At 71.6% G+C, this 19,526-nt stretch carries 18 protein-coding genes; 3 read left to right on the top strand and 15 right to left on the bottom strand.

Annotation, left to right across the window (positions count from 1 at the left end; translation table 11 throughout):
* The first annotated feature begins 20 nt into the window (after positions 1-20).
* Complete coding sequence (gene acs / locus GSY69_RS04450) at positions 21-1,970, top strand: acetate--CoA ligase (RefSeq protein WP_160952675.1); 1,950 nt, start codon at positions 21-23, stop codon at positions 1,968-1,970.
* A 118-nt stretch (positions 1,971-2,088) separates the two neighbouring features.
* Positions 2,089-2,496, top strand: coding sequence for a phage holin family protein (locus GSY69_RS04445; protein ID WP_160952674.1), 408 nt, complete (start codon positions 2,089-2,091; stop codon positions 2,494-2,496).
* Positions 2,497-2,745: 249 nt separating this feature from the next.
* Here GSY69_RS04445 and GSY69_RS04440 read toward each other — a convergent pair whose 3' ends face one another.
* Complete coding sequence (locus tag GSY69_RS04440; RefSeq protein WP_160952673.1) at positions 2,746-3,471, bottom strand: NUDIX hydrolase; 726 nt, start codon at positions 3,469-3,471, stop codon at positions 2,746-2,748.
* Positions 3,468-4,208: an endonuclease III gene (gene nth / locus GSY69_RS04435; protein ID WP_160952672.1), complete on the bottom strand. Its 741-nt coding sequence runs from the start codon at positions 4,206-4,208 to the stop codon at positions 3,468-3,470. Before nth ends, GSY69_RS04440 begins: the two co-directional genes overlap by 4 nt.
* A 344-nt stretch (positions 4,209-4,552) precedes the next feature.
* On the opposite strand from nth, the gene GSY69_RS04430 reads away from it, so the two are divergent.
* Positions 4,553-5,230 carry a Crp/Fnr family transcriptional regulator gene (locus GSY69_RS04430; protein WP_160952671.1) on the top strand — a complete coding sequence of 226 codons (678 nt, stop codon included), beginning with the start codon at positions 4,553-4,555 and terminating at the stop codon, positions 5,228-5,230.
* 267 nt (positions 5,231-5,497) lie between these two features.
* Here GSY69_RS04430 and GSY69_RS04425 read toward each other — a convergent pair whose 3' ends face one another.
* From GSY69_RS04425 to GSY69_RS04370, 13 genes are all read right to left on the bottom strand, one after another.
* Positions 5,498-6,247: an MBL fold metallo-hydrolase gene (locus GSY69_RS04425; RefSeq protein WP_160952670.1), complete on the bottom strand. Its 750-nt coding sequence runs from the start codon at positions 6,245-6,247 to the stop codon at positions 5,498-5,500.
* 249 nt (positions 6,248-6,496) lie between these two features.
* A complete protein-coding gene (locus tag GSY69_RS04420) occupies positions 6,497-7,438 on the bottom strand; it encodes an NUDIX hydrolase (RefSeq protein WP_160952669.1) in 942 nt (313 codons plus the stop codon).
* 74 nt (positions 7,439-7,512) lie between these two features.
* Positions 7,513-7,983: a RidA family protein gene (locus GSY69_RS04415; RefSeq protein WP_160952668.1), complete on the bottom strand. Its 471-nt coding sequence runs from the start codon at positions 7,981-7,983 to the stop codon at positions 7,513-7,515.
* A 1-nt stretch (position 7,984) separates the two neighbouring features.
* On the bottom strand, positions 7,985-8,140 hold the full coding sequence (locus tag GSY69_RS14145; RefSeq protein ID WP_202410804.1) for a hypothetical protein: 156 nt from the start codon (positions 8,138-8,140) through the stop codon (positions 7,985-7,987).
* 53 nt (positions 8,141-8,193) lie between these two features.
* Positions 8,194-10,524, bottom strand: a complete 2,331-nt coding sequence (locus GSY69_RS04410; RefSeq protein WP_160952667.1) for a transglycosylase domain-containing protein — start codon at positions 10,522-10,524, stop codon at positions 8,194-8,196.
* Positions 10,525-11,052: 528 nt separating this feature from the next.
* Positions 11,053-11,973, bottom strand: a complete 921-nt coding sequence (locus GSY69_RS04405; RefSeq protein ID WP_160952666.1) for a metallophosphoesterase — start codon at positions 11,971-11,973, stop codon at positions 11,053-11,055.
* 34 nt (positions 11,974-12,007) lie between these two features.
* Positions 12,008-12,910, bottom strand: coding sequence for a metal ABC transporter permease (locus GSY69_RS04400; protein ID WP_160952665.1), 903 nt, complete (start codon positions 12,908-12,910; stop codon positions 12,008-12,010).
* 82 nt (positions 12,911-12,992) lie between these two features.
* The gene (locus tag GSY69_RS04395) at positions 12,993-13,859 is read right to left on the bottom strand and encodes a metal ABC transporter ATP-binding protein (RefSeq protein WP_160952664.1); all 867 of its coding nucleotides are present in this window, start codon (positions 13,857-13,859) and stop codon (positions 12,993-12,995) included.
* Positions 13,860-13,926: 67 nt separating this feature from the next.
* Positions 13,927-15,069, bottom strand: a complete 1,143-nt coding sequence (locus GSY69_RS04390) for a metal ABC transporter solute-binding protein, Zn/Mn family (RefSeq protein WP_235936287.1) — start codon at positions 15,067-15,069, stop codon at positions 13,927-13,929.
* A gap of 639 nt (positions 15,070-15,708) precedes the next feature.
* Entirely contained in the window at positions 15,709-16,749 is a 1,041-nt protein-coding gene (locus GSY69_RS04385; protein ID WP_160952663.1) for an aspartate-semialdehyde dehydrogenase, read from the bottom strand.
* Complete coding sequence (locus tag GSY69_RS04380) at positions 16,746-18,047, bottom strand: aspartate kinase (protein WP_160952662.1); 1,302 nt, start codon at positions 18,045-18,047, stop codon at positions 16,746-16,748. The genes GSY69_RS04385 and GSY69_RS04380 overlap by 4 nt, the downstream gene beginning before the upstream one ends.
* 540 nt (positions 18,048-18,587) lie before the next feature.
* A complete protein-coding gene (locus GSY69_RS04375; protein WP_328698761.1) occupies positions 18,588-18,827 on the bottom strand; it encodes a helix-turn-helix domain-containing protein in 240 nt (79 codons plus the stop codon).
* The gene (locus GSY69_RS04370; RefSeq protein WP_160952661.1) at positions 18,828-19,505 is read right to left on the bottom strand and encodes a hypothetical protein; all 678 of its coding nucleotides are present in this window, start codon (positions 19,503-19,505) and stop codon (positions 18,828-18,830) included.
* Between the last annotated feature and the right edge of the window lie 21 nt (positions 19,506-19,526).

Below are 19,526 nucleotides of genomic sequence, written 5' to 3'. Positions count from 1 at the left end.
ACGCCTTGGCCCAGAACAACATGGAAAGCCTGCAGCACGAGGAGCGGACGTTCGCGCCGCCCGCTGAGTTCGCACAGCAGGCGAACGCCTCCGCCCAGCTCTACGAGGAGGCCCAGGAGGACCGCCTCGCATTCTGGGAGAAGCAGGCCCGCGACCTCATCTCCTGGGACAAGGACTTCACCGAGGTCCTCGACTGGTCGAATCCCCCATTCGCCAAGTGGTTCGCCGACGGCACGCTCAACGTCGCCTACAACTGCCTGGACCGCCACGTCGAGGCCGGCAACGGCGACCGCGTGGCCATCCACTTCGAGGGCGAGCCCGGTGATACGCGGTCCTACACCTACAAGGAGCTCACCGAGGAGGTCTGCCGGGCCGCCAATGCGCTCACGGAGCTCGGGGTCAAGGCCGGCGACCGCGTGGCCGTCTACCTGCCGATGATCCCGGAGGCGGTCATCACGATGCTCGCCTGCGCCCGCCTGGGCGCCGCGCACTCCGTGGTCTTCGGCGGCTTCTCCTCCGACGCGCTCCACTCGCGCATCATGGACGCCGAGGCGCGGGTCGTGGTGACGGCCGACGGCGGGTACCGCCGGGGCAAGGCCAGCCCGCTCAAGCCCGCGGTGGACGAGGCGCTGAGCGCGGGCGACACCCCCGTGGACCACGTGCTCGTCGTCAAGCGCACCGGCGAGGACACGGACATGGTGGAGGGCCGCGACCAGTGGTGGTCCGACGTCGTGGGCCGCCAGTCCCCCGAGCACTCCCCGGAGGCCTTCGAGGCGGAGAACCCGCTGTTCATCCTCTACACCTCGGGCACCACCGGAAAGCCCAAGGGCATCCTCCACACCTCCGGCGGCTACCTCACGCAGGTGGCGTTCTCCATGCGGACGGTCTTCGACCTCAAGCCGGAGACAGACGTGTTCTGGTGCACCGCGGACGTCGGCTGGATCACCGGCCACTCCTACGTGGCGTACGGCCCCCTGGCCTGCGGCGTCACCCAGGTCATGTACGAGGGCACCCCGGACACCCCGCACCAGGGCCGCTGGTGGGAGATCATCGAGAAGTACGGCGCGACAATCCTCTACGCGGCGCCCACCGCCATCCGCACGTCCATGAAGTGGGGCGAGGAGGTCGCGCAGAAGTACGACCTGAGCAGCCTGCGCCTGCTCGGCTCGGTGGGCGAGCCCATCAACCCCGAGGCCTGGATGTGGTACCGCCGCGTCATCGGCGGGGACCGCTGCCCGGTGGTCGACACCTGGTGGCAGACGGAGACCGGCGCGCACATGATCGCCCCCCTGCCCGGCGTCGTGGAGACCAAGCCCGGCTCGTCCCAGTGCCCCATCCCGGGCGTGAGCGTGGACGTCGTGGACGACAACGGCAAGCCCGTGGGCAACGCCGATGCGGGCTACCTCGTCGTCACGGAGCCGTGGCCGTCGATGCTGCGCGGCGTCTACAAGGACCCGGAGCGGTTCAAGGAGACCTACTGGTCGCGCTTCGAGAACATGTACTTCGCCGGCGACGGCGCGCGCCGGGACGAGGACGGCGACATCTGGTTCCTGGGCCGCGTGGACGACGTCATGAACGTCTCCGGCCACCGGCTGTCCACGGCGGAGATCGAATCCGCCCTCGTCTCGCACCCGGCGGTCGCCGAGGCGGCCGTCGTGGGCGCCGCCGATGAGACCTCCGGCCAGTCCGTCGTCGCCTTCGTCATCCTGCGCGGCAGTGCGCAGCCAGACGATTCGACGGTGGAGGAGCTGCGCCAGCACGTGGGCAAGGAGATCGGCGCGATCGCCAAGCCCAAGAGGCTGCACATCGTCGACGAGCTGCCCAAGACGCGCTCGGGCAAGATCATGCGCCGGCTGCTCAAGGACGTGGCGGACAACAAGCAGGTGGGCGATGCCACGACGCTTGCGGACGCCTCCGTCATGGACGTCATCAGCCAGTCCGTCCAGCAGGGAGCGGGCAAGGACGACTGAGGCACGGCGGGCCGCCGAGGGCGGGGTTTCGCCCCGCCCTCGGTGGTCCGATGCCCGCGTCGGGCATAATCTGTAGGTACGCAACTGCCCCGCACGCCCTCACCAGGAGGATTTTCACATGCCCGAGCGGTCCATCTCCCAGCTCGTTGCTGACATCAAGGCCGATTCGCAGGCACTCGCCCAGGAGGAGGCGGCGCTCGCGAAGGCCGAGGTCACCTACGGGGCGAAGAACCTGGGCATCGGCGCGGGCCTTGCCGCCGCCGGCCTGTTCCTGCTCTTCCTGTCCTCCTTCATGGTGATCTTCGCGATCTCCGCGGTCTTCCACGAGGCGCTGGGCTGGCCCTGGTGGGGCAGCTTCCTGCTGGTCTTCGGCATCCTCGTCGTCATCGCGGCGGTCCTCGTGCTCATCGCCATCCCGCTGTTCAAGAAGGGCAACCCCATGCCCACCGGTGCGATCGGCGGGGCCAAGTCCGCGCTCGAGGCGCTCAAGCGGGCCGTGAAGAACCCCTCCGGCCCCCGCGTCTGAGGCACCCGCAAGCACCGCACGCGCTCCATCGCGAGGGGGGCGAGGCCGTTGGCCTCGCCCCCCTCGCCGTGTGTGCGACCGGGCGCTCGGCGCGGCGAGCCGCTCGCTGTCGCGCGCCGCTCGGCGCCGTGCGCCCCGTCACGACGGCATCGCCGTCAGCGGGGCAACGCCGGTCAGCGGGGCAGCGCTGGTCGACGGGGCAGCGCCAGCTTCACCCCGGCAGCGCTGGTTGCGTCCCGGCGGGCGCTGTCAGTACCGCACGTCCAGGCGCCGTTCGCGATCCCAGGGCCGGGCCCAGCCCAGCGCGTCGAAGACCCCCTCGAGGAGCCCCGCGGTGAAGCCCCACGCGCGCAGCACCCCGGCGTCGAACACGGGCGAGACGTAGCCGGTGCCGGGCACGGCGAACGTGCCGCGGTTGGCGGGCGCCACGAGGTCGGCCACCGCCACCCGGTACACCGAGGCGGATTCGGCCTCGTCGACGACCCGCACCTCGTGCCCCGTCCCGGCCCAGCCCAGCACGGGCGTCACGCAGAAGCCGCTCGCGGGCACGTAGAGAGCGCCCAGCTGACCGAGCACCTCGATGGCGGCGGGTTCGACGCCGGTCTCCTCGTGGGTCTCGCGCAGGGCTGCGGCCACGGCGTCGGCATCCTCCGGGTCCCGCTTGCCACCAGGGAACGCCACCTGGCCCGCGTGCGAGCGCAGCGTGGCGGCGCGCTGGAGCAGCACGACGTCGACGTCGCCTGCGCCCAGGTCCGTGAGGCGCTCGACCTCGTCACGGCCCGCCGAGGTGCGCGGCGGCTGTCCGCGCCCGAAGAGCATGAGCACGGCGGCGTCGCGGGTCGCGGCGCCGGCCGGCGGGCGCCGGCGCTCCAGCCACGTGCCCAGGGAGCCGGAGGCCGCCAGGCCGGCCAGCGCCTCGGCGGCGGGATCTGCGGGCGCGGCCCCGCCGGGAGTCGCGGGCCGGGGCGCGCTCATCGCGGCACCGCCATGCCGTAGCCCAGCAGCCCTGCGGCGGCCTCCGGATCGAGCTCGCCGATCCCGAAGCTGGGGCACAGGGCGGATATCGGGCAGACGCCGCAGGCCGGCCGCTTGGCGTGGCAGATCCTGCGGCCGTGGAAGATCAGCCGGTGGGAGACCATCGTGAGGTCGCGGCGGGCGAAGAGCTCGGTGAGGTCCGCCTCGACCTTGAGCGGGTCGGTCTGACGCGTGTACCCCAGCCGCCGGGCCAGTCGCCCCACGTGCGTGTCGATGGTCAGGCCCGGGATGCCGAAGGCGTTGCCCAGGACGACGTTCGCGGTCTTGACCCCCACCCCCGGCAGGGCGACCAGAGCCGCCTGCTCACCGGGCACCTCGCCGCCGTGGTCGGCCACGAGCGCCTGGGACAGGCCCACGATGTTCTTCGCCTTGGCCCGGAAGAAGCCGGTGGGGCGGATGATCGCCTCGACGTCCTCGAGGCGCGCATCGGCCAGCGCGGCGGCGTCCGGGTAGGCCGCGAAGAGCTCCGGGGTGACCTCGTTGACGCGGATGTCCGTGGTCTGGGCGGAGAGGACGGTGGCGATGAGGAGCTCGAAGGCGTTGGAGAAGTCGAGCTCCGCGCGGGCGTCCGGGTAGATGCGCGCCAGCTCCCGATCGATCCGGCGGGCGCGGCGCACCCGGCCCAGGTGGGTCTCGTGGGCGAACTTCCGCTCGCTCTTCTCCGCAACGCTTCGCACCCGCCCACCTTAGCGCCGGGCTCCCGCGGCTCCCGCGCGCCTTACCGGCGGTGCGCTGCGCCGGCGACACGGGCGCGCGGGTGCCCACCGGCGCCCGGCCCGGGCCAGCAGGGGCCCACGAATCCCGCAGGGCCTTCGACCGCTGGGTCCTGTGGGTCCTGGCCCGCCCCCGGTCTGCCGGGGGGCCGACGACGGTGCACCGGGTGCCGGCGCGCGACCGCTGACGGGCCTCCTCAGCGGGTTTCGCGGGCGGCGAACGGCGTGGATTCGCGGGTGGCGAGCCTGGGCTCACTGCCCGCGAGAGGGTAGATTGAAGTGACCGTCATCGCAATCAGGAGGTATCCGTGGACATCGAAGTGGTGCGCAACGCCACCCTATTCGCCGGTCTGGACGATGAGGCGACGAGTGCGCTGCTGAAGTTCATGAAGCCGCGCAGCCTGCGCCGCGGCACCGCCCTGTTCCACGAGGGCGACAGCGGCGATGAGCTCTACATCGTCTCCACCGGCAAGCTCAAGGTGGGCCGCGAGTCCGTCGACGGCCGCGAGTCCCTTCTCTCCGTGGTGGGCCCCGGCGAGATCATCGGCGAGCTGGCGCTCTTCGATCCGGGCCCCCGCTCCTCCACTGTCACCGCCGTGTCGCAGACGGAGCTGCTCAGCCTGCGCCACGAGGACCTCACCACGTGGCTCAAGGACCGCCCGCAGGCGGCCATGAACCTCCTCAAGGCGCTTGCCCTGCGCCTGCGCCGCACGAACGAGACGGTGGGCGACCTCGTGTTCTCCGATGTCCCCGGCCGCGTGGCGAAGGCGCTCATCGACCTCAAGGAGCGCTTCGGCAAGCCCGCCCCGGACGGCGTCCTCGTGCCCCACGACCTCACGCAGGAGGAGCTCGCCCAGCTCGTGGGCGCCTCGCGCGAGACGGTGAACAAGGCGCTGGCGGACTTCGCCGCCCGCGGCTGGATCCGCCTCGAGGCCCGCTCCGTCGTCATCCTCGACCTGGAGCGCCTGCAGCACCGCGCCCACTGAGAGCCGCGCCCGCACTGGGCGTCGCTCCCCCGCGGACCGCGCGCCCTGAGCGACGCCGCGGGTGCCCGCCCGGGGCCGCCCGCGCTGGGGCGCCCCCCCACGGGCCCGCCCGCACTGAGAGGTCGTTCCCGTTCGCTTTTCGCCTGAGGAAGCGAACGGGAACGACCTCTCGCTGGTTCACGGGCACGCGTCCGCCCACCAGCGACGGCGGCCCACCGCCCGCCACCCGTCGCCCGCCACCCGGCTGCCGGCAACCGCGCCCACCGGTCAGCCCCGGCGCAGGTACTCCAGCTGCGCAGCCACGATCTGCTCGACCGCGCCGCGCAGGTTCGCCGGCACCTCGGCGTAGACGACATCGGCGACCTGGGCGGGCGTGTCCGCCCCGGCATCCACGGCGGCCTGCACCTGCTCCAGGCGCTCGCGCCGGTGCTGCAGGTAGTGGGCGAGCACCGCCCCCGGGTCCTCGACGACGGGCCCGTGCGCCGGCTCGATCACCTCGATGCGCCCCTGCGCCACGAAGCCCTGCAGGCGCTCGATGCTCGCCAGGTAGTCCGCGATCGACCCCTCCGGGTGCGTCACGACGGTGGTGCCCCGACCCAGGACGGTATCGCCTGAGTAGAGCGTGCGCCCGTGGAGCACGCTGATGCTGTCCGAGGTGTGCCCAGGCGTCGCGATGATCTCCACCTCATCCGCCGCCGAGGCGCCGAAGCGGATCCGCTGCCCGTCCACCAGCGTGTCGGCACGGCACGCGAATTCCGGCAGCACCGCGTGCACCGGCACCCCGGGGGCCCACTCGTCGGCCGTCGCGAGCGCCTCCGAGTGATCGGCGTGCCGGTGGGTGAGGACGATGCCCACAAGCTCCCGGTCGTCCACCGCGGCCAGGAAGGCGGCGCGGTGGGCGGGCAGCTCCGGGCCCGGATCGATGAGCAGGGCCGAGGCGCCGTCCGCGGAGTGGAGCACGAACGTGTTCGTGCCCTCGAGGGTCATGGGGGACGGATTGTCAGCGCGCACGCGCATGGGGAGCTCCTTCGCTCTGGGACGGACGGGCGGGGGCGCATTGCCAGCGCCAGAGCCGGCACCACGTCAAGCCGGGCCGCGAACTGGGCCACTCCGGGGCAACCCGGGCCGACGCGCCTCGAGCCCGCAGGCTCCGGCGCCACGGGGCAGCCGGGCCCACCGCGCCTCGGAACCACCCAGTGGCACCTGGCCGCACCGCACCTCGGGCCGGTGACGAGGGGCGGCCCACTGCCTCGCACGAACCGGCAGTCACTGGCTCTCCTCCGCGACGCCGAGGGGCTCGAAGCTGTCGCCGGCCATGAGCGGCTTCGCCTCGACCTCGTCGGCCCCCGCGCTCAGCAGCTCCTCGTCGCGCAGCCTGCCGCGCTCGGAGGGATCCGCCCGGTGGTCGAGGCTGAGCCACCACTGCCCGTCGTGGCGCACCACGTCCGGCTCGAGCGGCCGGACGTCGCGGATCTTGGCCATCGCGGCGCCCACGGAGGGCAGTTCGGCGATCGACTCGCACAGCAGCCGCGCGGAGGCGGAGATATGGTCGGCGGTGTCCCCGGCGGAGCCCAGCACCTCGGCCGGCAGCATCCAGCCGCCCCACGAATCGTTGGGCGAGCGGAAGTCCACGACCTGGCCGGCGGGCACGGCGGCCACGAAGAACACGAGGTCGTAGCGGCGCAGCTGCCAGGGCGTGTTGATCCAGCGCAGCCACGGCCGCAGCAGGTCGGGCCGCATGGCGAGGTCGCGGTAGTCCAGCGCCTGCGGCAGGCGGACCTCGCGGGCAAAGAGCTTTCTGCGCGTCTGGTCGAGCAGCGGCAGGTCGGACTCGGAGACGAGCCGGCCCTCGGCATCGCAGGCGAAGACGATGCCCAGGTTCTCCAGCGCCACGCGCGCAGCGGCCGCATAGTGCGCGATGGCGCGGGTGGTGTTGTCCATGCGCAGCGTGCGCGCGCACTTCTCCGCGGACCAGCCCGCCATGGGAAGCCGACGGGCATCCGCCGGGCTGATCTCGCCGAAGGGGAACGACCACCGGTTGCGGTCCTCGATGCCCGGGGCGTCGGACTGGCGGGTGACGAAGACCTGGATGCCGGCCGGGGTGTCGCGCAGCAACACGACGCCGGAGGCGGAGATGGGCTGCGAGGGGTTGGGCGGGCGGTCGCCGGAGGCGAACAGCTCGAGCAGGCGTGTGAGCGAGTCCGACACGGGCAGCTCCCGCCCGTGCGGACCGCGCCCGTAGCGCAGGCTCTGGCCGCGCCGCACCCGGTTGCCTCCGCGCCTCAGATGTCCGAGCGGACCTTGACGATGAGCTCGATCTCCACGGGCGAGCCCATGGGCAGCGCGGCCACCCCCACGGCGGAGCGGGCGTGCTCGCCGCGCTTGCCGAAGAATTCGCCGAAGAACTCGGACGCGCCGTTGATGACCTTGGGCTGGTCCGTGAACGAGGGCGTCGAGGCCACGAAGCCCGTGACCTTGACGATCTGCTCGATGAGGTCGAGGTCACCGGTGAGCGAGCGGACCGCGGCCAGCGCGTTCATGGCGGCCGTGCGCGCGGCGTCGTAGCCGCCCTCCACGTCCACCTCGTCGCCCAGCAGGCCGATCGTCACGAGCTGGCCGTCGACGAAGGGCAGCTGCCCGGAGGTGTAGATGAATTCCCCCACGCGCAGGGCGGGGACGTAGGCGCCCACGGGGGCGGCGGTCTCGGGCAGTTCGATGCCCTGCTGGCTCAGTGCCTGTTCGATGCGCGTCATGTCACTCCTTGGGCCGTTTGAGGTAGGCGACCAGCCCGTTGTTGTCCGGGCCGGGGATCACCTGGACGAGCTCATAGCCCTCGTCGCCCCACTGGTCGAGGATCTGCTTCGTCGCGTGGACGATGAGGGGCACGGTGACATACTCCCACTTCTGCATGGGCGGTCCTTTCGCTCGTCGGGTGTCTCCTGCGAACCGTACCGCAGCGCGGCTCAGCCGCCCAGGCCCGCCTCGCCGCCGTTGTCGCCGCCGCCACCGCCGCCGCCGTTGTTCGAGCCGCCGCCTCCGCCGCCGCCGTTGTTGGAGCCCCCGCCTCCGCCGCCGTTGTTGGAGCCGCCGCCCCCACCGCCGCTGCGGCGGTACGAGCCGCTGGAGGAGGAGCTGCCGCCCCCGCCGCCGTAGACGGCCGAGGGGAACGCGAAGCCGGTGTTGCCCTTGGTGTGCTTGACGGCCTTGCTCATGATCGCCTGCCAGGTCTTGCCGGAGATCGTGGCGCCGTAGATGCGGCCCTGGACCTTGCCCTTGCCGTTCTTGCGCCAGTCGCGCACACCGCGGGGGTCGCCGGTCCACACGGAGGTGGCGAGCTTCTTCGTGAAACCGGAGAGCCACGTGGAGCCCACCTCGAAGTTCGTCGTGCCGGTCTTGGCGCCGGCGGGCACGCCGATGCTCAGGCCGCTCGTCGTGCCGCCGTTGAACGTCTGGGTGAGCGCGTAGGCCACGCCCTTGGCCACGTCCTTGTCGAGTGCGCGCTTGCAGTCGGCCGAGGGGATGTCGACCTTCTTGCCGTTCTCCTGGTGCGTGATCTCCACGATGGGGGTGGGCTTGCAGTACGTGCCGCCGGAGGCGAACGTCGCGAACGCGCTGGCCATGTCGATGGGGGCGACCTCGGCCGCACCCAGGATGGACGACGGGCCCAGCGCGGGGCGCGACTCGTAGGTCGAGCCGTCCTTCTGCTTGTACTTGAACGCGTAGTCCAGCGGGTGGTCGCTGCCGTACTTCACGCCCAGGTCCGAGGCGGTGCCGGCGATATCGCACATGTTGAGCTGGTTGCCCATGGCGGCGAACGCCGTGTTCACCGACTGCTTCGTGGCGGCCAGCGCGGTCATCGACGAACTCGCCTCACCGTCGCCCGCGTTGTTCGGCGACCAGTTGGCCGACATGTTGGGACAGCCCTCGTACTTCCACGAACTGGCGGGGAACTCCCGCTTCGAGGCGTTGACGGTGCTCATGAGCTTGCGGTCGGACTTCAGCCACTGGGCGAGCACGAACGGCTTCCACGTGGAGCCCACCTGGAATCCGCTGGCGCCGTTGTGGGCGCGGTCGACGTTGTAGTTGAGCTGGGTGTCGACGTTCTTCTTGCCCTCGGTCACCGAGTACTTGCGGTTCTGCACCATCGCGATGACCTTGCCGCTGCCCGGCTCGACCGTGACGGCGGAGTGGCCCGCGCCCGACGGGTCGCCCACGGGCACCCGGTTCTTCACGGCCTTGTCCGCGATCTTCTGGATCTTGGGGTTCAGGCTCGTCTTGACGATGAGGCCACCGCGCTGCAGGAGCGTTTTGCGCTCCTCCTCGGACTTGCCGAAGGCGGGGTCGGTGCGGATGACGCTCTGGACGTAGTCGCAGAAGTAGCCGTCGATGCCGGCGTCGGAGCAGCCGTTGGGCGTCTTGTGGATCTTGAGACCCAGGCCCGTCTTCTTCGCCGCGTCGTACTGCTTCTGGTCGATCTTGCCGTGCTGGAGCATGAGGCCCAGGACGACGTTGCGCCGCTCGAGGGTGAGCTTCTCGTTGCGCTCCGGGTTGTAGGCGCTGGGGTTCTTCACGATGCCGGCCAGGGTGGCGGCCTGGGCGACGTTGATCTTCGAGGCGGGGATCCCCCAGTAGTGCTGGGCCGCCGCCTCGACGCCGTAGACGTTGGGCGAGCCCGAGTAGTTGTTGATGTTCATGTAGCGGTTGAGGATCTCCTTCTTGGGGTACTTCTTCTCCACCGCCACGGCCAGCTTCGCCTCGCGCAGCTTGCGGGCATAGCCCGCGGTGCCCTCGGACTCCTTGGCCGCGCCCACGCCCGCCACATCGTCCTGGGCGTGCGCGTTCTCCGCCAGCACGTTCTTCACGTACTGCTGGGTCAGCGTCGAACCGCCCTGCTTGTTGCCGGAGACGAGGTTGTGCAGCACCGCGCGGCCGATGCCCTGGAGGTCCACGCCGCCGTGCTCGAAGAACCGGTAGTCCTCGACGGCCACGGTGGCGTTCTGCATGGGCTGGGAGATCTTGTCGATCCCCACCTCCTTGCGGTTCTGCCAGTAGAACGTGGCGATCGTCGAGCCGTCAGAGGCGAGCATCTTCGACTGCTGGGCCAGCGGCCGCTCCTCGAGCTCGGCCGGCAGCGAGTTGAACACGCCCACCGCGTTCTCGGCGCCCACAGAGGCGGCGCCCATCGCGGGGATTGCGAGGCCCGCGGCCACAATGCCGGCCACGACGCTCAGGGCGACGAAGTGCAGCCAGGCCTTGACGCCGGTCGGCTGGTCATCGGAGACAGAAGACACCATGGTGCGATTCTACTGAAGGGCCCAAGCCGGGGCCCGCAGTCCGCTTCCAGGGCGCGTCCAGGGAGGGCAAGCGCCCAGCTCAGCGCCGCATCCGCGCCCTCCGCCCGGGTCCGCCCCCGGCGCGTCGCGTCCTGCCCTCCCGGCGTTCCCCGGCCCCGCGCCCCAGGTGCGGGCCGCGACCCTGCGACCCGCACCTCGGGCGTGTGGAGAGGGGCGAGCACGAGTACGGGGCTGCCAACAGCACCGAGTGCATCGCAGGGTGCTCACCGGCGGTGCCCCAGGCGACTCGGCAGGAGATCCCTCGACGGCTCGGCAGGAGGTTTCCCGGCGGCTCAGCAGGCTGGGCGCAGGGCGGCTCAGCGGGCCCGGGCGCCGGTGCTGCCCGCTGCCCTGCCCGCGCCCGAGGTGGGGTCCTGCCCAGGGCGGCCCGCACCTCGGGCGCGGGGGGCTGGGCCGAACCCGCGTGCGGGGGCATACCGGCGGGCCGCACGCGGGGCGTGACCGCTCGACGGGCTGGGCCCAAGCGGTTCAGGGGGCCGTGAATGTGACGAGCGAGACCTCGGGCGGGCTGGCGAAGCGCACGGGGGCGAAGACGGAGAAGCCCAGGCCCGCAGAGATCTCGAGCGGCACGCCGCGGTAGTCCACGAGCCCGCGCGCCTGGTCGCGGGGCAGGTCGCAGTTCGTCACGGGGGCGCCCCAGAACGGGATGCGGATCTGGCCGCCATGGGTGTGCCCGGCGAACAGCGCCTGCGCGCCGGCGTCGACGAGCGGGTCGAGCGCCCGCGTGTAGGGGGCGTGGGTGACGCCCAGGCGCAGCTCGGCGGCGGGATCGAACTCCGGGCCGGCCGGACCGGGGCGATCGAGGCCGATGTGGGCATCGCCCAGTCCGGCCAGGGAGATCCGGGTGCCGTTGATGCTCACCCGCGCGCTGCGGTTGTCCAGGCGCGCCCACCCGCGGTCCTCGAACGCCGCCACGAGCTGCGCCGTCGGCAGGTTGGGCCGCCCGTGCCCGCTGCTGCCCTCCGAGGGCTTCGTCAGGTAGCGCAGCGGGTTCTTGAACCTCGGCCCGTAGTAGTCGTTCGATCCGAGCACGAAGGCACCGGGCACGTCGAGCAGGCCGTCGAAGGTCCGGAGCACCTGCGGCAGGGTCTGGCCCCCGAAGCTGTCGCCCGTGTTGACGATGAAGTCCGGTTCGAGGCGCCTGAGCCGCGCAACCCAGGCCATCTTGTGGCGCTGCCACGCCGCCAGGTGGAGGTCGGAGACGTGGAGGACGCGGATGTCGCGATGGCCGGCCGGCAGCAGGGGAAGCTCGAAGCGGCGGACGGTGAACAGGTGCGGTTCGATGCCGGCGCCCCACACGCCAGCGGCGGCACCGGCGGCGGCGAGGCCGCCCGCAGCGGTGAGCGCAGGGCGCAGGGCGGGATGGGACGAGGGCCTCGCAGCGGTCATCCGCCCAGGCTACATGCGCAGCGGGCCGCCGGGCTCAGCCTGCGCGCAGCGACGAATGCCGGTCCAGGGTGGCCTCGCGGCGACTGCGCTGGCGGCCCAGCCGCCGCATCCGCCGCGCACCCCACGCCCGGCACACCAGGTAGATCGCGAAGCTGATCGTCGTGACGAAGGGGCTGATCGGCACGATTGGCGAACCCAGGGCGATGAGGATGCCGCCCACGGAGGACACGGTGGCGAAGACCACGGAGAGCACCGGGACGACGAACGGATTCGCGGAGACCTGGGAGGCCGCCGCGGCCGGCGTCACGAGCAGCGCGAGCACCAGGAGCACCCCCACCACCTGCACGGACAGGGCCACGGCGAGCCCCAGCACCAGCATGAAGGCGATGGACAGCGCGCCCACGGGCACGCCTCGGGCGCGGGCGACCTCGCCGTCCACGCTGGCGAACATGAGCGGGCGCCACATGACGGCGAGCGCGGCGAGCACGATGACCGCGCAGACGACGAGCAGGCGCAGCTGCGCCGGCGTAATCGCCACGATCTGGCCGGTGAGCAGGCCGAACTTATTGGCCGCCCGACCGTCGTAGAGCGCGAGGAACAGGATGCCCAGGCCCAGGCCGAACGGCATGAGGACGCCGGTGATGGCATTGCGCTGGCCGGCCTTCGTGCCGCCCAGGCCGATGATGAGCGCCGCGATGAGCGAGCCCACGATCGACCCGGTGACGACGTCCCAGCCCACGAGGAGGGCGAAGCCCGCACCGGCGAAGGAGAGCTCGGAGACGCCGTGGACGGCGAAGGGGATGTCGCGCGCCACGACGAAGACGCTCACGAGGCCGCCCACCACGCCCAACAGCGCGGCGGCGAGGATCGAGTTGGCCACGAGCCCCAGGAGCTCCCCGTAGTCCTCGAACGTGAACAGCTCGCCCAGCTCGCTCATGCCTGCCCCCTCGCGCGGCGAATCCCATGGGCGGGGTGCTTGCCCTGTGCGGGGCGCTTGCCCTGTGTCGAGCCCTGCTCGCTCATGCGGCGCTTCCGTCCTGCGCGGGGTGGTGCGCGCCCTCGTCGTCGCCGCCCACGATGAGCAGGCGACCCGCGGCCTCGACGACCTCCACGGGGTAGCCGTAGAGCCGGGTGAGGGCCGCGGTCGTGATGACCTCGTGCGGGCACCCCACGAGGAAGTGCCCGCCCACGATGTAGAGGACCCGATCGACGTAGGGCAGGATCGGGTTGATCTCGTGTGTGACGAAGAGGATGGCGGTGTCGCGCTCGCGGCGCTGCTCGTCGAGCAGCCTCGCCACGAGGTGCTGGTGGGTGATGTCGAGGCTGAGCAGCGGCTCGTCGCACAGCAGCACCCGCGGGTCCGAGGCGAGTGCCTGGGCCAGGCGCAGGCGCTGTAGCTCGCCGCCGGACAGGGTGCCCACCGGGGCATCCGCGTAGTCGAGCGCGCCCACGCTGGCCAGCAGGCGATCGACCTGCGCGGTGATCTTCCGGCTGGGCAGTCCCAGGCCCCAGCGGTCCCCGTCGATGCCCAGGCGCACCAGGTCGCGGGCGCGCAGCGGGGTCTGCGGGTCGACGCCGCGCTGCTGGGGGACGTAGCCCACGGCGCGGCTGCCGCTGCGCACGGGGTGCCCGGCGATCTCCGCGCTGCCCGAGTGCAGCCGGTTCTGGCCCAGCAGCACTTTGAGCAGGGACGTCTTGCCGGAGCCGTTGGGCCCCAGGACGGCGATGAACTCACCGGGGCTCACGTCCAGGTCGAGCCCATGCCACACGACGCGCCGGCCGAACCGCAGCTGCGCATCGTGGATGCGCAGAATGGGCTCGGGGGCGGAGCCGGGGGCGGGATGGGTGTGCGTGGCGGGTCCTCTCCGAACGGTGCGGTGTGTCATACGGTGGTGCGGTGGCTGGCGGTGCTGCCGCAGTCGGTGGCCCTGCGGTGGCTCACGGCTCGGCGGCCTATTGTGCGGACGCGAGCTTCTGCGCGATGTCGTCGATGCGCCCGCCCATCCACTCGTCGTAGTGCGCGCCCTGCGGCATCGTCTCCGTGAGGTCGACGACGCCCACACCCGCCGCATCGGCGGACTTCTTCAGCTGTTCGGCCTGGGTGTTCGTCGCCTGGGTGTTGTAGCCCAGTATGACAACCTGCCCGTCCGAGATCTGCCGCTGGGCCTTCTTGAGCACGAGCGGGGGCACGTCCGAGCCCTCCTCCACCGCCTCGAGGAATTCCTCCGGGGTGATCGTCTCCAGCCCCATGTCGGAGAACAGCCACAGCGGCACAGGCTCCGTGGCCGAGGCCTTCTTGCCCTGGGCCGTCTTCTTCACCTGCGCGATCGAGTCGTTGAGCCCGTCGAGCTTCTTGACGAGCGCGGAGGTGTTGTCCTCGAAGGCCTGCGCGTCATTCGGCGCCTTGTCCTTGAGCTCGTCCTCAATCGCGTGCGCGACCTTGATCATCGTGGGCACGGAGTACCAGACGTGTTCGTTGAACTCGCCGTGGTCGTGGCCCTCGTGGGCGTCGTGCTCACCGGATTCCTCGGCCTCGCTGGACTCCTCGGCATGGTCGGAGTGCGCGTGCTCGTCGTCCGCGTGATCGGCGTGGTCGGCATCGTGATCCTCGTCGTGCTCGTCACCGGCGGCTGCGCTCTCCGTTCCCGCGGCGCCCTGCGACTCCTCCGCCCCATGGTCGTGGTCGTGATCGCCGGCGGCGTCCTCGGCCCCCGGCAGGCCGGAGACCGCCACGGCGTCCACAACGGCGGGATGGGAGTCCGCAGACTTCATCATCGAGTCCATGAACGAGTCGTAGCCGCCGCCGTTCTCCACGACGATGCTGGCCTTGGACACCTTGAGCTGATCGGCCGTGCTCGCCTCGTAGTCGTGCGGGTCCTTGTTCGGGTCGTCGATGATCGCCTCGACGTCCGCCCTGTCCCCGGCGATCTGCGAGGCGATGTCGGCATACACGTTCGTCGACGTCACCACGCGCGGCTTCCCACTGTTGGAGTCGGCTCCACCGCCGCTGCCGCAGCCCGCCAGCACCGCCGCAGTCGCCAGTGCGACCGCTCCGGCCCCCAGGCTGCGCATCCGTCCCCTCGGCCCCTGCATCATCGCCACGTCTCCCACTCTGCTCATCGTATTCCGGCGCCCGAGGCGCGCTCGCCCACCGGTGCTTCATCCATCGGCCGCGGCGGGCCAGTCCAGGCCCGCCCGACCGCCGTTGGCAGGCACGCTACGCGGCGGTTTCCGAGTGCACTAATGGTTATATGCACATGCGCGCATAGCGCGAGGACACGGCCCCGCCCGGAAACTCGCGGCGCTGGCTGCCCCCGCCGGCTCACCGCCAAGCGCCGTCCGGCACCCCCCGACCCGGACCGCGCTGCACCGCACCGCACCGGACTGCACAGCACCGGGCCACACCAAACCCGCCCGCCCCGCTCCGAGCGGGTTGCCACGACGCTGAAAGCGCCACCCGCCAACGGCCACGCTCCGCTGCGGGTCGGACCACGCCGAACCGGTCCGCACTGATCCCGTGGCCACGACGCTGAGAGGTCACCCTCGTACGGTCAGCGCCGACACAACCGAACGGGAACGACCACTCACCGGTGGCCCGAATCCCCGCGCCCCGCGAACTTCGCAGTCCAACGGCCGAAAGGTCACTTTCCTACGGCATGCGGCGGCGCAACCGAACGACATCGACCACCCACCAATAGCGGCCCGGGCCCCGCGCGACCGCGCCCCCGCGCCGTCTCAGCGGCGGTCGGCCAGGAGCTTCGCGATCTGGACCGTGTTGAGCGCCGCGCCCTTGCGCAGGTTGTCGTTGCTGACGAAGAGCACGAGACCCCGACCTGCCGGCGCGGACTGATCCGAGCGAATGCGCCCCACGAGGCTCGGGTTGCGCCCGGCAGCCTTGAGCGGGGTGGGCACATCGACGAGCTCGACGCCCGGGGCCTGGGCAAGCACCTCGGCGGCGGTGTCCGCAGTGATCTCGTCGGCGAACTCGGCGTGGATGGACAGCGAGTGGCCGGAGTAGACGGGAACGCGCACGCAGGTGCCCGCCACGAGCAGATCCGGGTGGCCCAGGATCTTGCGGCTCTCGTTGCGCAGCTTCTTCTCCTCGTCGGTCTCGCCTTCCCCGTCGTCCACGAGGCTGCCGGCCAGCGGCAGGACGTTGAAGGCGATGGGGTCCGTGTAGACCTGGGGCTGCGGGAACGCCACGGCGGAGCCGTCGCGCACCAGCGACTTCGACGTGGGCGCGGCGGTGTTGGCCTGCCCGTAGAGCTCGTCGACGCCCTTGATGCCGGAGCCGGAGACGGCCTGGTACGTGCTCACCATGAGGCGCTCAAGGCCCGCAGCATCGTCGAGCGGCTTGAGGACGGGCATCGCGGCCATCGTCGTGCAGTTGGGGTTCGCGATGATGCCCTTGGGGATCGAGTCGAGGGCGTCCGGGTTGACCTCGCTGACGACAAGGGGGACCTCCGGATCGCTGCGCCAGGCCGAGGAGTTGTCGACGACGGTGACGCCCGCCGCGGCGAACTTCGGGGCGTATTCGCGCGAGGTGCCGCCGCCGGCGGAGAACAGGGCGACGTCCAGGCCCGCCGGGTCCGCGGTGGCGGTGTCCTCGACAACGATTGTCTGGCCCTTGAAGTCGAGCTCGGTGCCCGCAGATCGCGCGGTGGCGAAGAAGCGGATCTGCTCGATGTCGAAGCCGGGGTCGTCGGCGAGCAGGTCGCGCATGACCTGGCCCACCTGGCCGGTTGCCCCCACGACGCCGATTTTGAGTCCGCTCATCGTCCGGTCCCTCCGTACACGATCGCCTCGGACTCGTCGCTGTCGAGGCCGTAAGCGGTATGGGCTGCGCGCACTGCGTCGTCGAGCAGCTCGGCCCGGGTGACGACGCTGATGCGGATCTCCGAGGTGGAGATCATGTCGATGTTGATGTGCGCCTTGGACAGCGCGTCGAAGAGGTTCGCGGTCACGCCCGGGTGCGAGCGCATGCCGGCGCCCACGACGGAGAGCTTGCCGATCTGGTCGTCGTAGCGCAGGTGGTCGAAGCCGATCTCCTCCTTGGCCGCCTCGAGCCCGGCGATCGCCTTCGCACCGTCGTCCATGGGCAGGGTGAAGGAGATGTCCGTGCGGCCGGGGTCGCGGGTGGAGATGTTCTGGACGATCATGTCGATGTTGATCTCGTGGCCGGAGAGCACCTGGAAGATCCGGGCCGCCTTGCCGGGGACGTCGGGGACGCCCACCACGGTGAGCTTCGCCTCGGAGCGGTCGTGCGCGACGCCGGAGATGATGGCCTGTTCCATGCTCGTGTCGTCCTTGTCATCGGTGGTGCGGAAATCTGCGGGAATGGGGCCGTCGGTCACCCACGTGCCCGTGTGCTGGGAGAATGACGAGCGCACGTGGACCGGCACGCCGTAGCGGCGGGCGTATTCGACGGAGCGCAGGTGGAGGATCTTGGCGCCGGAGGCCGCCATCTCCAGCATCTCCTCATAGCTGATCTTGTGCACGCGCGAGGCCGGGGGCACGATCCGCGGGTCCGCGGTGAAGACGCCGTCGACGTCCGTGTAGATCTCGCACACGTCCGCCCCAAGGGCCGCGGCGAGCGCAACCGCGGTCGTGTCCGAGCCGCCGCGGCCCAGCGTCGTGATGTTCTTCGTGTTCTGCGAGACGCCCTGGAAGCCCGCGACGATCGCGATGTTGCCCTCACCCAGGGCGGACTGGATGCGCCCGGGAGTGACGTCGATGATCCGCGCGCGGCCGTGGGATTCGTCGGTGATGACGCCGGCCTGGGAGCCGGTGAAGGACTGGGCGCGGAACCCCAGGTTGGCGATCGCCATGGCGAGGACGGCCATGGAGATCCGCTCGCCGGCGGTGAGGAGCATGTCGAGCTCGCGCGCCGGCGGCACGGGCGAGACGTCCTTCGCCAGGTCGATGAGGTCATCGGTGCTGTCGCCCATCGCGGAAACGACCACGACGACGTCATGCCCGGTCCTGCGGTACTCGACGATGCGCTTGGCGACGCGCTTGACGGAGGCGGCATCGGCGACGGAGGACCCGCCGAACTTCTGGACGACTAGACTCACTGCGCTCGCTTTCCCACGATGCGTGCTCGCGCCGGGCGCCTGCGCGCCGCGGGCGGCGCCGGGGCGTCCCGGCGCACAGCAACAGTCTAAAGGCCGGTTCGCTCGCGCCTTGCGGGGGCGTGCCCTCGCGCGTTCGCGGTTCGCGCACCACCGCCCCTTCCGCACGGCCTGCCGTGGCTTGCCGTGGCTCACCGCCGCGCCCGAGGCGCGGACTCCCACCGCCCACGGGTGGATGGGCACCTGCGCCTGTCTCCCCGCCTCCTCCGCGGGCCATGCGGCGGCATGCCGCCGCCCTCTCCGCCTCCCATCACACCCGAGGTGCGGACTCCCACCGGCTCCGGGTGATGGGTACCCCCGCCTGTCTCCCCCGCCGCATCCGCGGGGCATGCGGTGGCATGCCGCCGCATCCCTGTCCCCACCGCGCCAGCGCGGTGGGCGGGCTGCGCCTGTCTCCCACGCGCCCGAGGTGCGGGCCGGAGTCTGCCGGCCCGCACCTCGGGCGCGTGGTGGGCGGGCCCGCCGCACGGGATCCGCCACCCCTCAGGGAATACCTGCGGCCGGCTCCACGTCGAAGAGGTCACCGGGTCGGCAGTCGAGTGCCGTGCACAGGGCCGCCAGCGTGGAGTAGCGGATCGCCTTGGCCCGGTTGTTCTTCAGCACCGACAGGTTGGCCACGGTGACGCCCACCTGCGCGGAGAGCTCGGTGAGCGTCATGCCGCGCCGCTCGAGGACCCGGTCGAGATGGCAGACGACGCTCAGCGGTGCGTCCCCGGCACCCACTCAGATCACCCCTTCGAGCTCGTCCTCGGCCTGCGCGCCGCGGCGCAGGGCCCGGTAGAACACCTGGATGAGGCCCAGCACGCCGATCCAGCCGAGGATCCCCCAGGTGGTGACGCCGTTGCCGTAGCCCTGGTCGAAGATCCCCAGATCGCGCGTCACGAGGTTGCCGCCCAGCATGAGGAGCAGCCCGTACGCAGCCCCCGTGGCGGCCGTCGCCCAGAAGACGGTGAGCACGCGGCGCGCGGCACCGCCCGACAGGGGTCTGCCGGCTGCGATCGCGCCGATCGCCCGGCTCGCGGCCCAGCCGGCCACGAGCCCTCCGAGGAGGAGGGACGCCTGGGCGGCGAGCACGGTGGCGATCGACGCGCCGCTCAGTTGGTCGAATCCGATGGCGAATGTCACCACCCCCTCGGCGCGGGCGGCCTCGACTCCGGAGATGCCCCCTGCGGCGCCGGCGGGTCGCTCGAGGGCAACGGTGAGCTCGTGCGAGGTCACCGCGCGGATGAGGCCGGTCGCCGCATGGACCACCAGGGCGGCGACGGCGAGCAGGCTGAACATCTCGAGTCCGCCGCGGCCGCCGCTGCGCGGACGCCCGCCCGCGGCGCCGGATCGCTGTCCGCGGGGAGCGGCTCCCCGCTCGCCGGCGCCGCTGCTGTCTGCCAGATTCTCCGGGCTCATCTCGTCCTCCTCGTGGCTCCG

Origin of the sequence: Brevibacterium rongguiense (assembly GCF_009857845.1) — a bacterium.
Lineage (GTDB): Bacteria > Actinomycetota > Actinomycetes > Actinomycetales > Brevibacteriaceae > Brevibacterium > Brevibacterium rongguiense.
The sequence above is the reverse complement of the archived record's forward strand: the minus strand, read 5'-3'. Positions and strand labels throughout refer to the sequence as shown.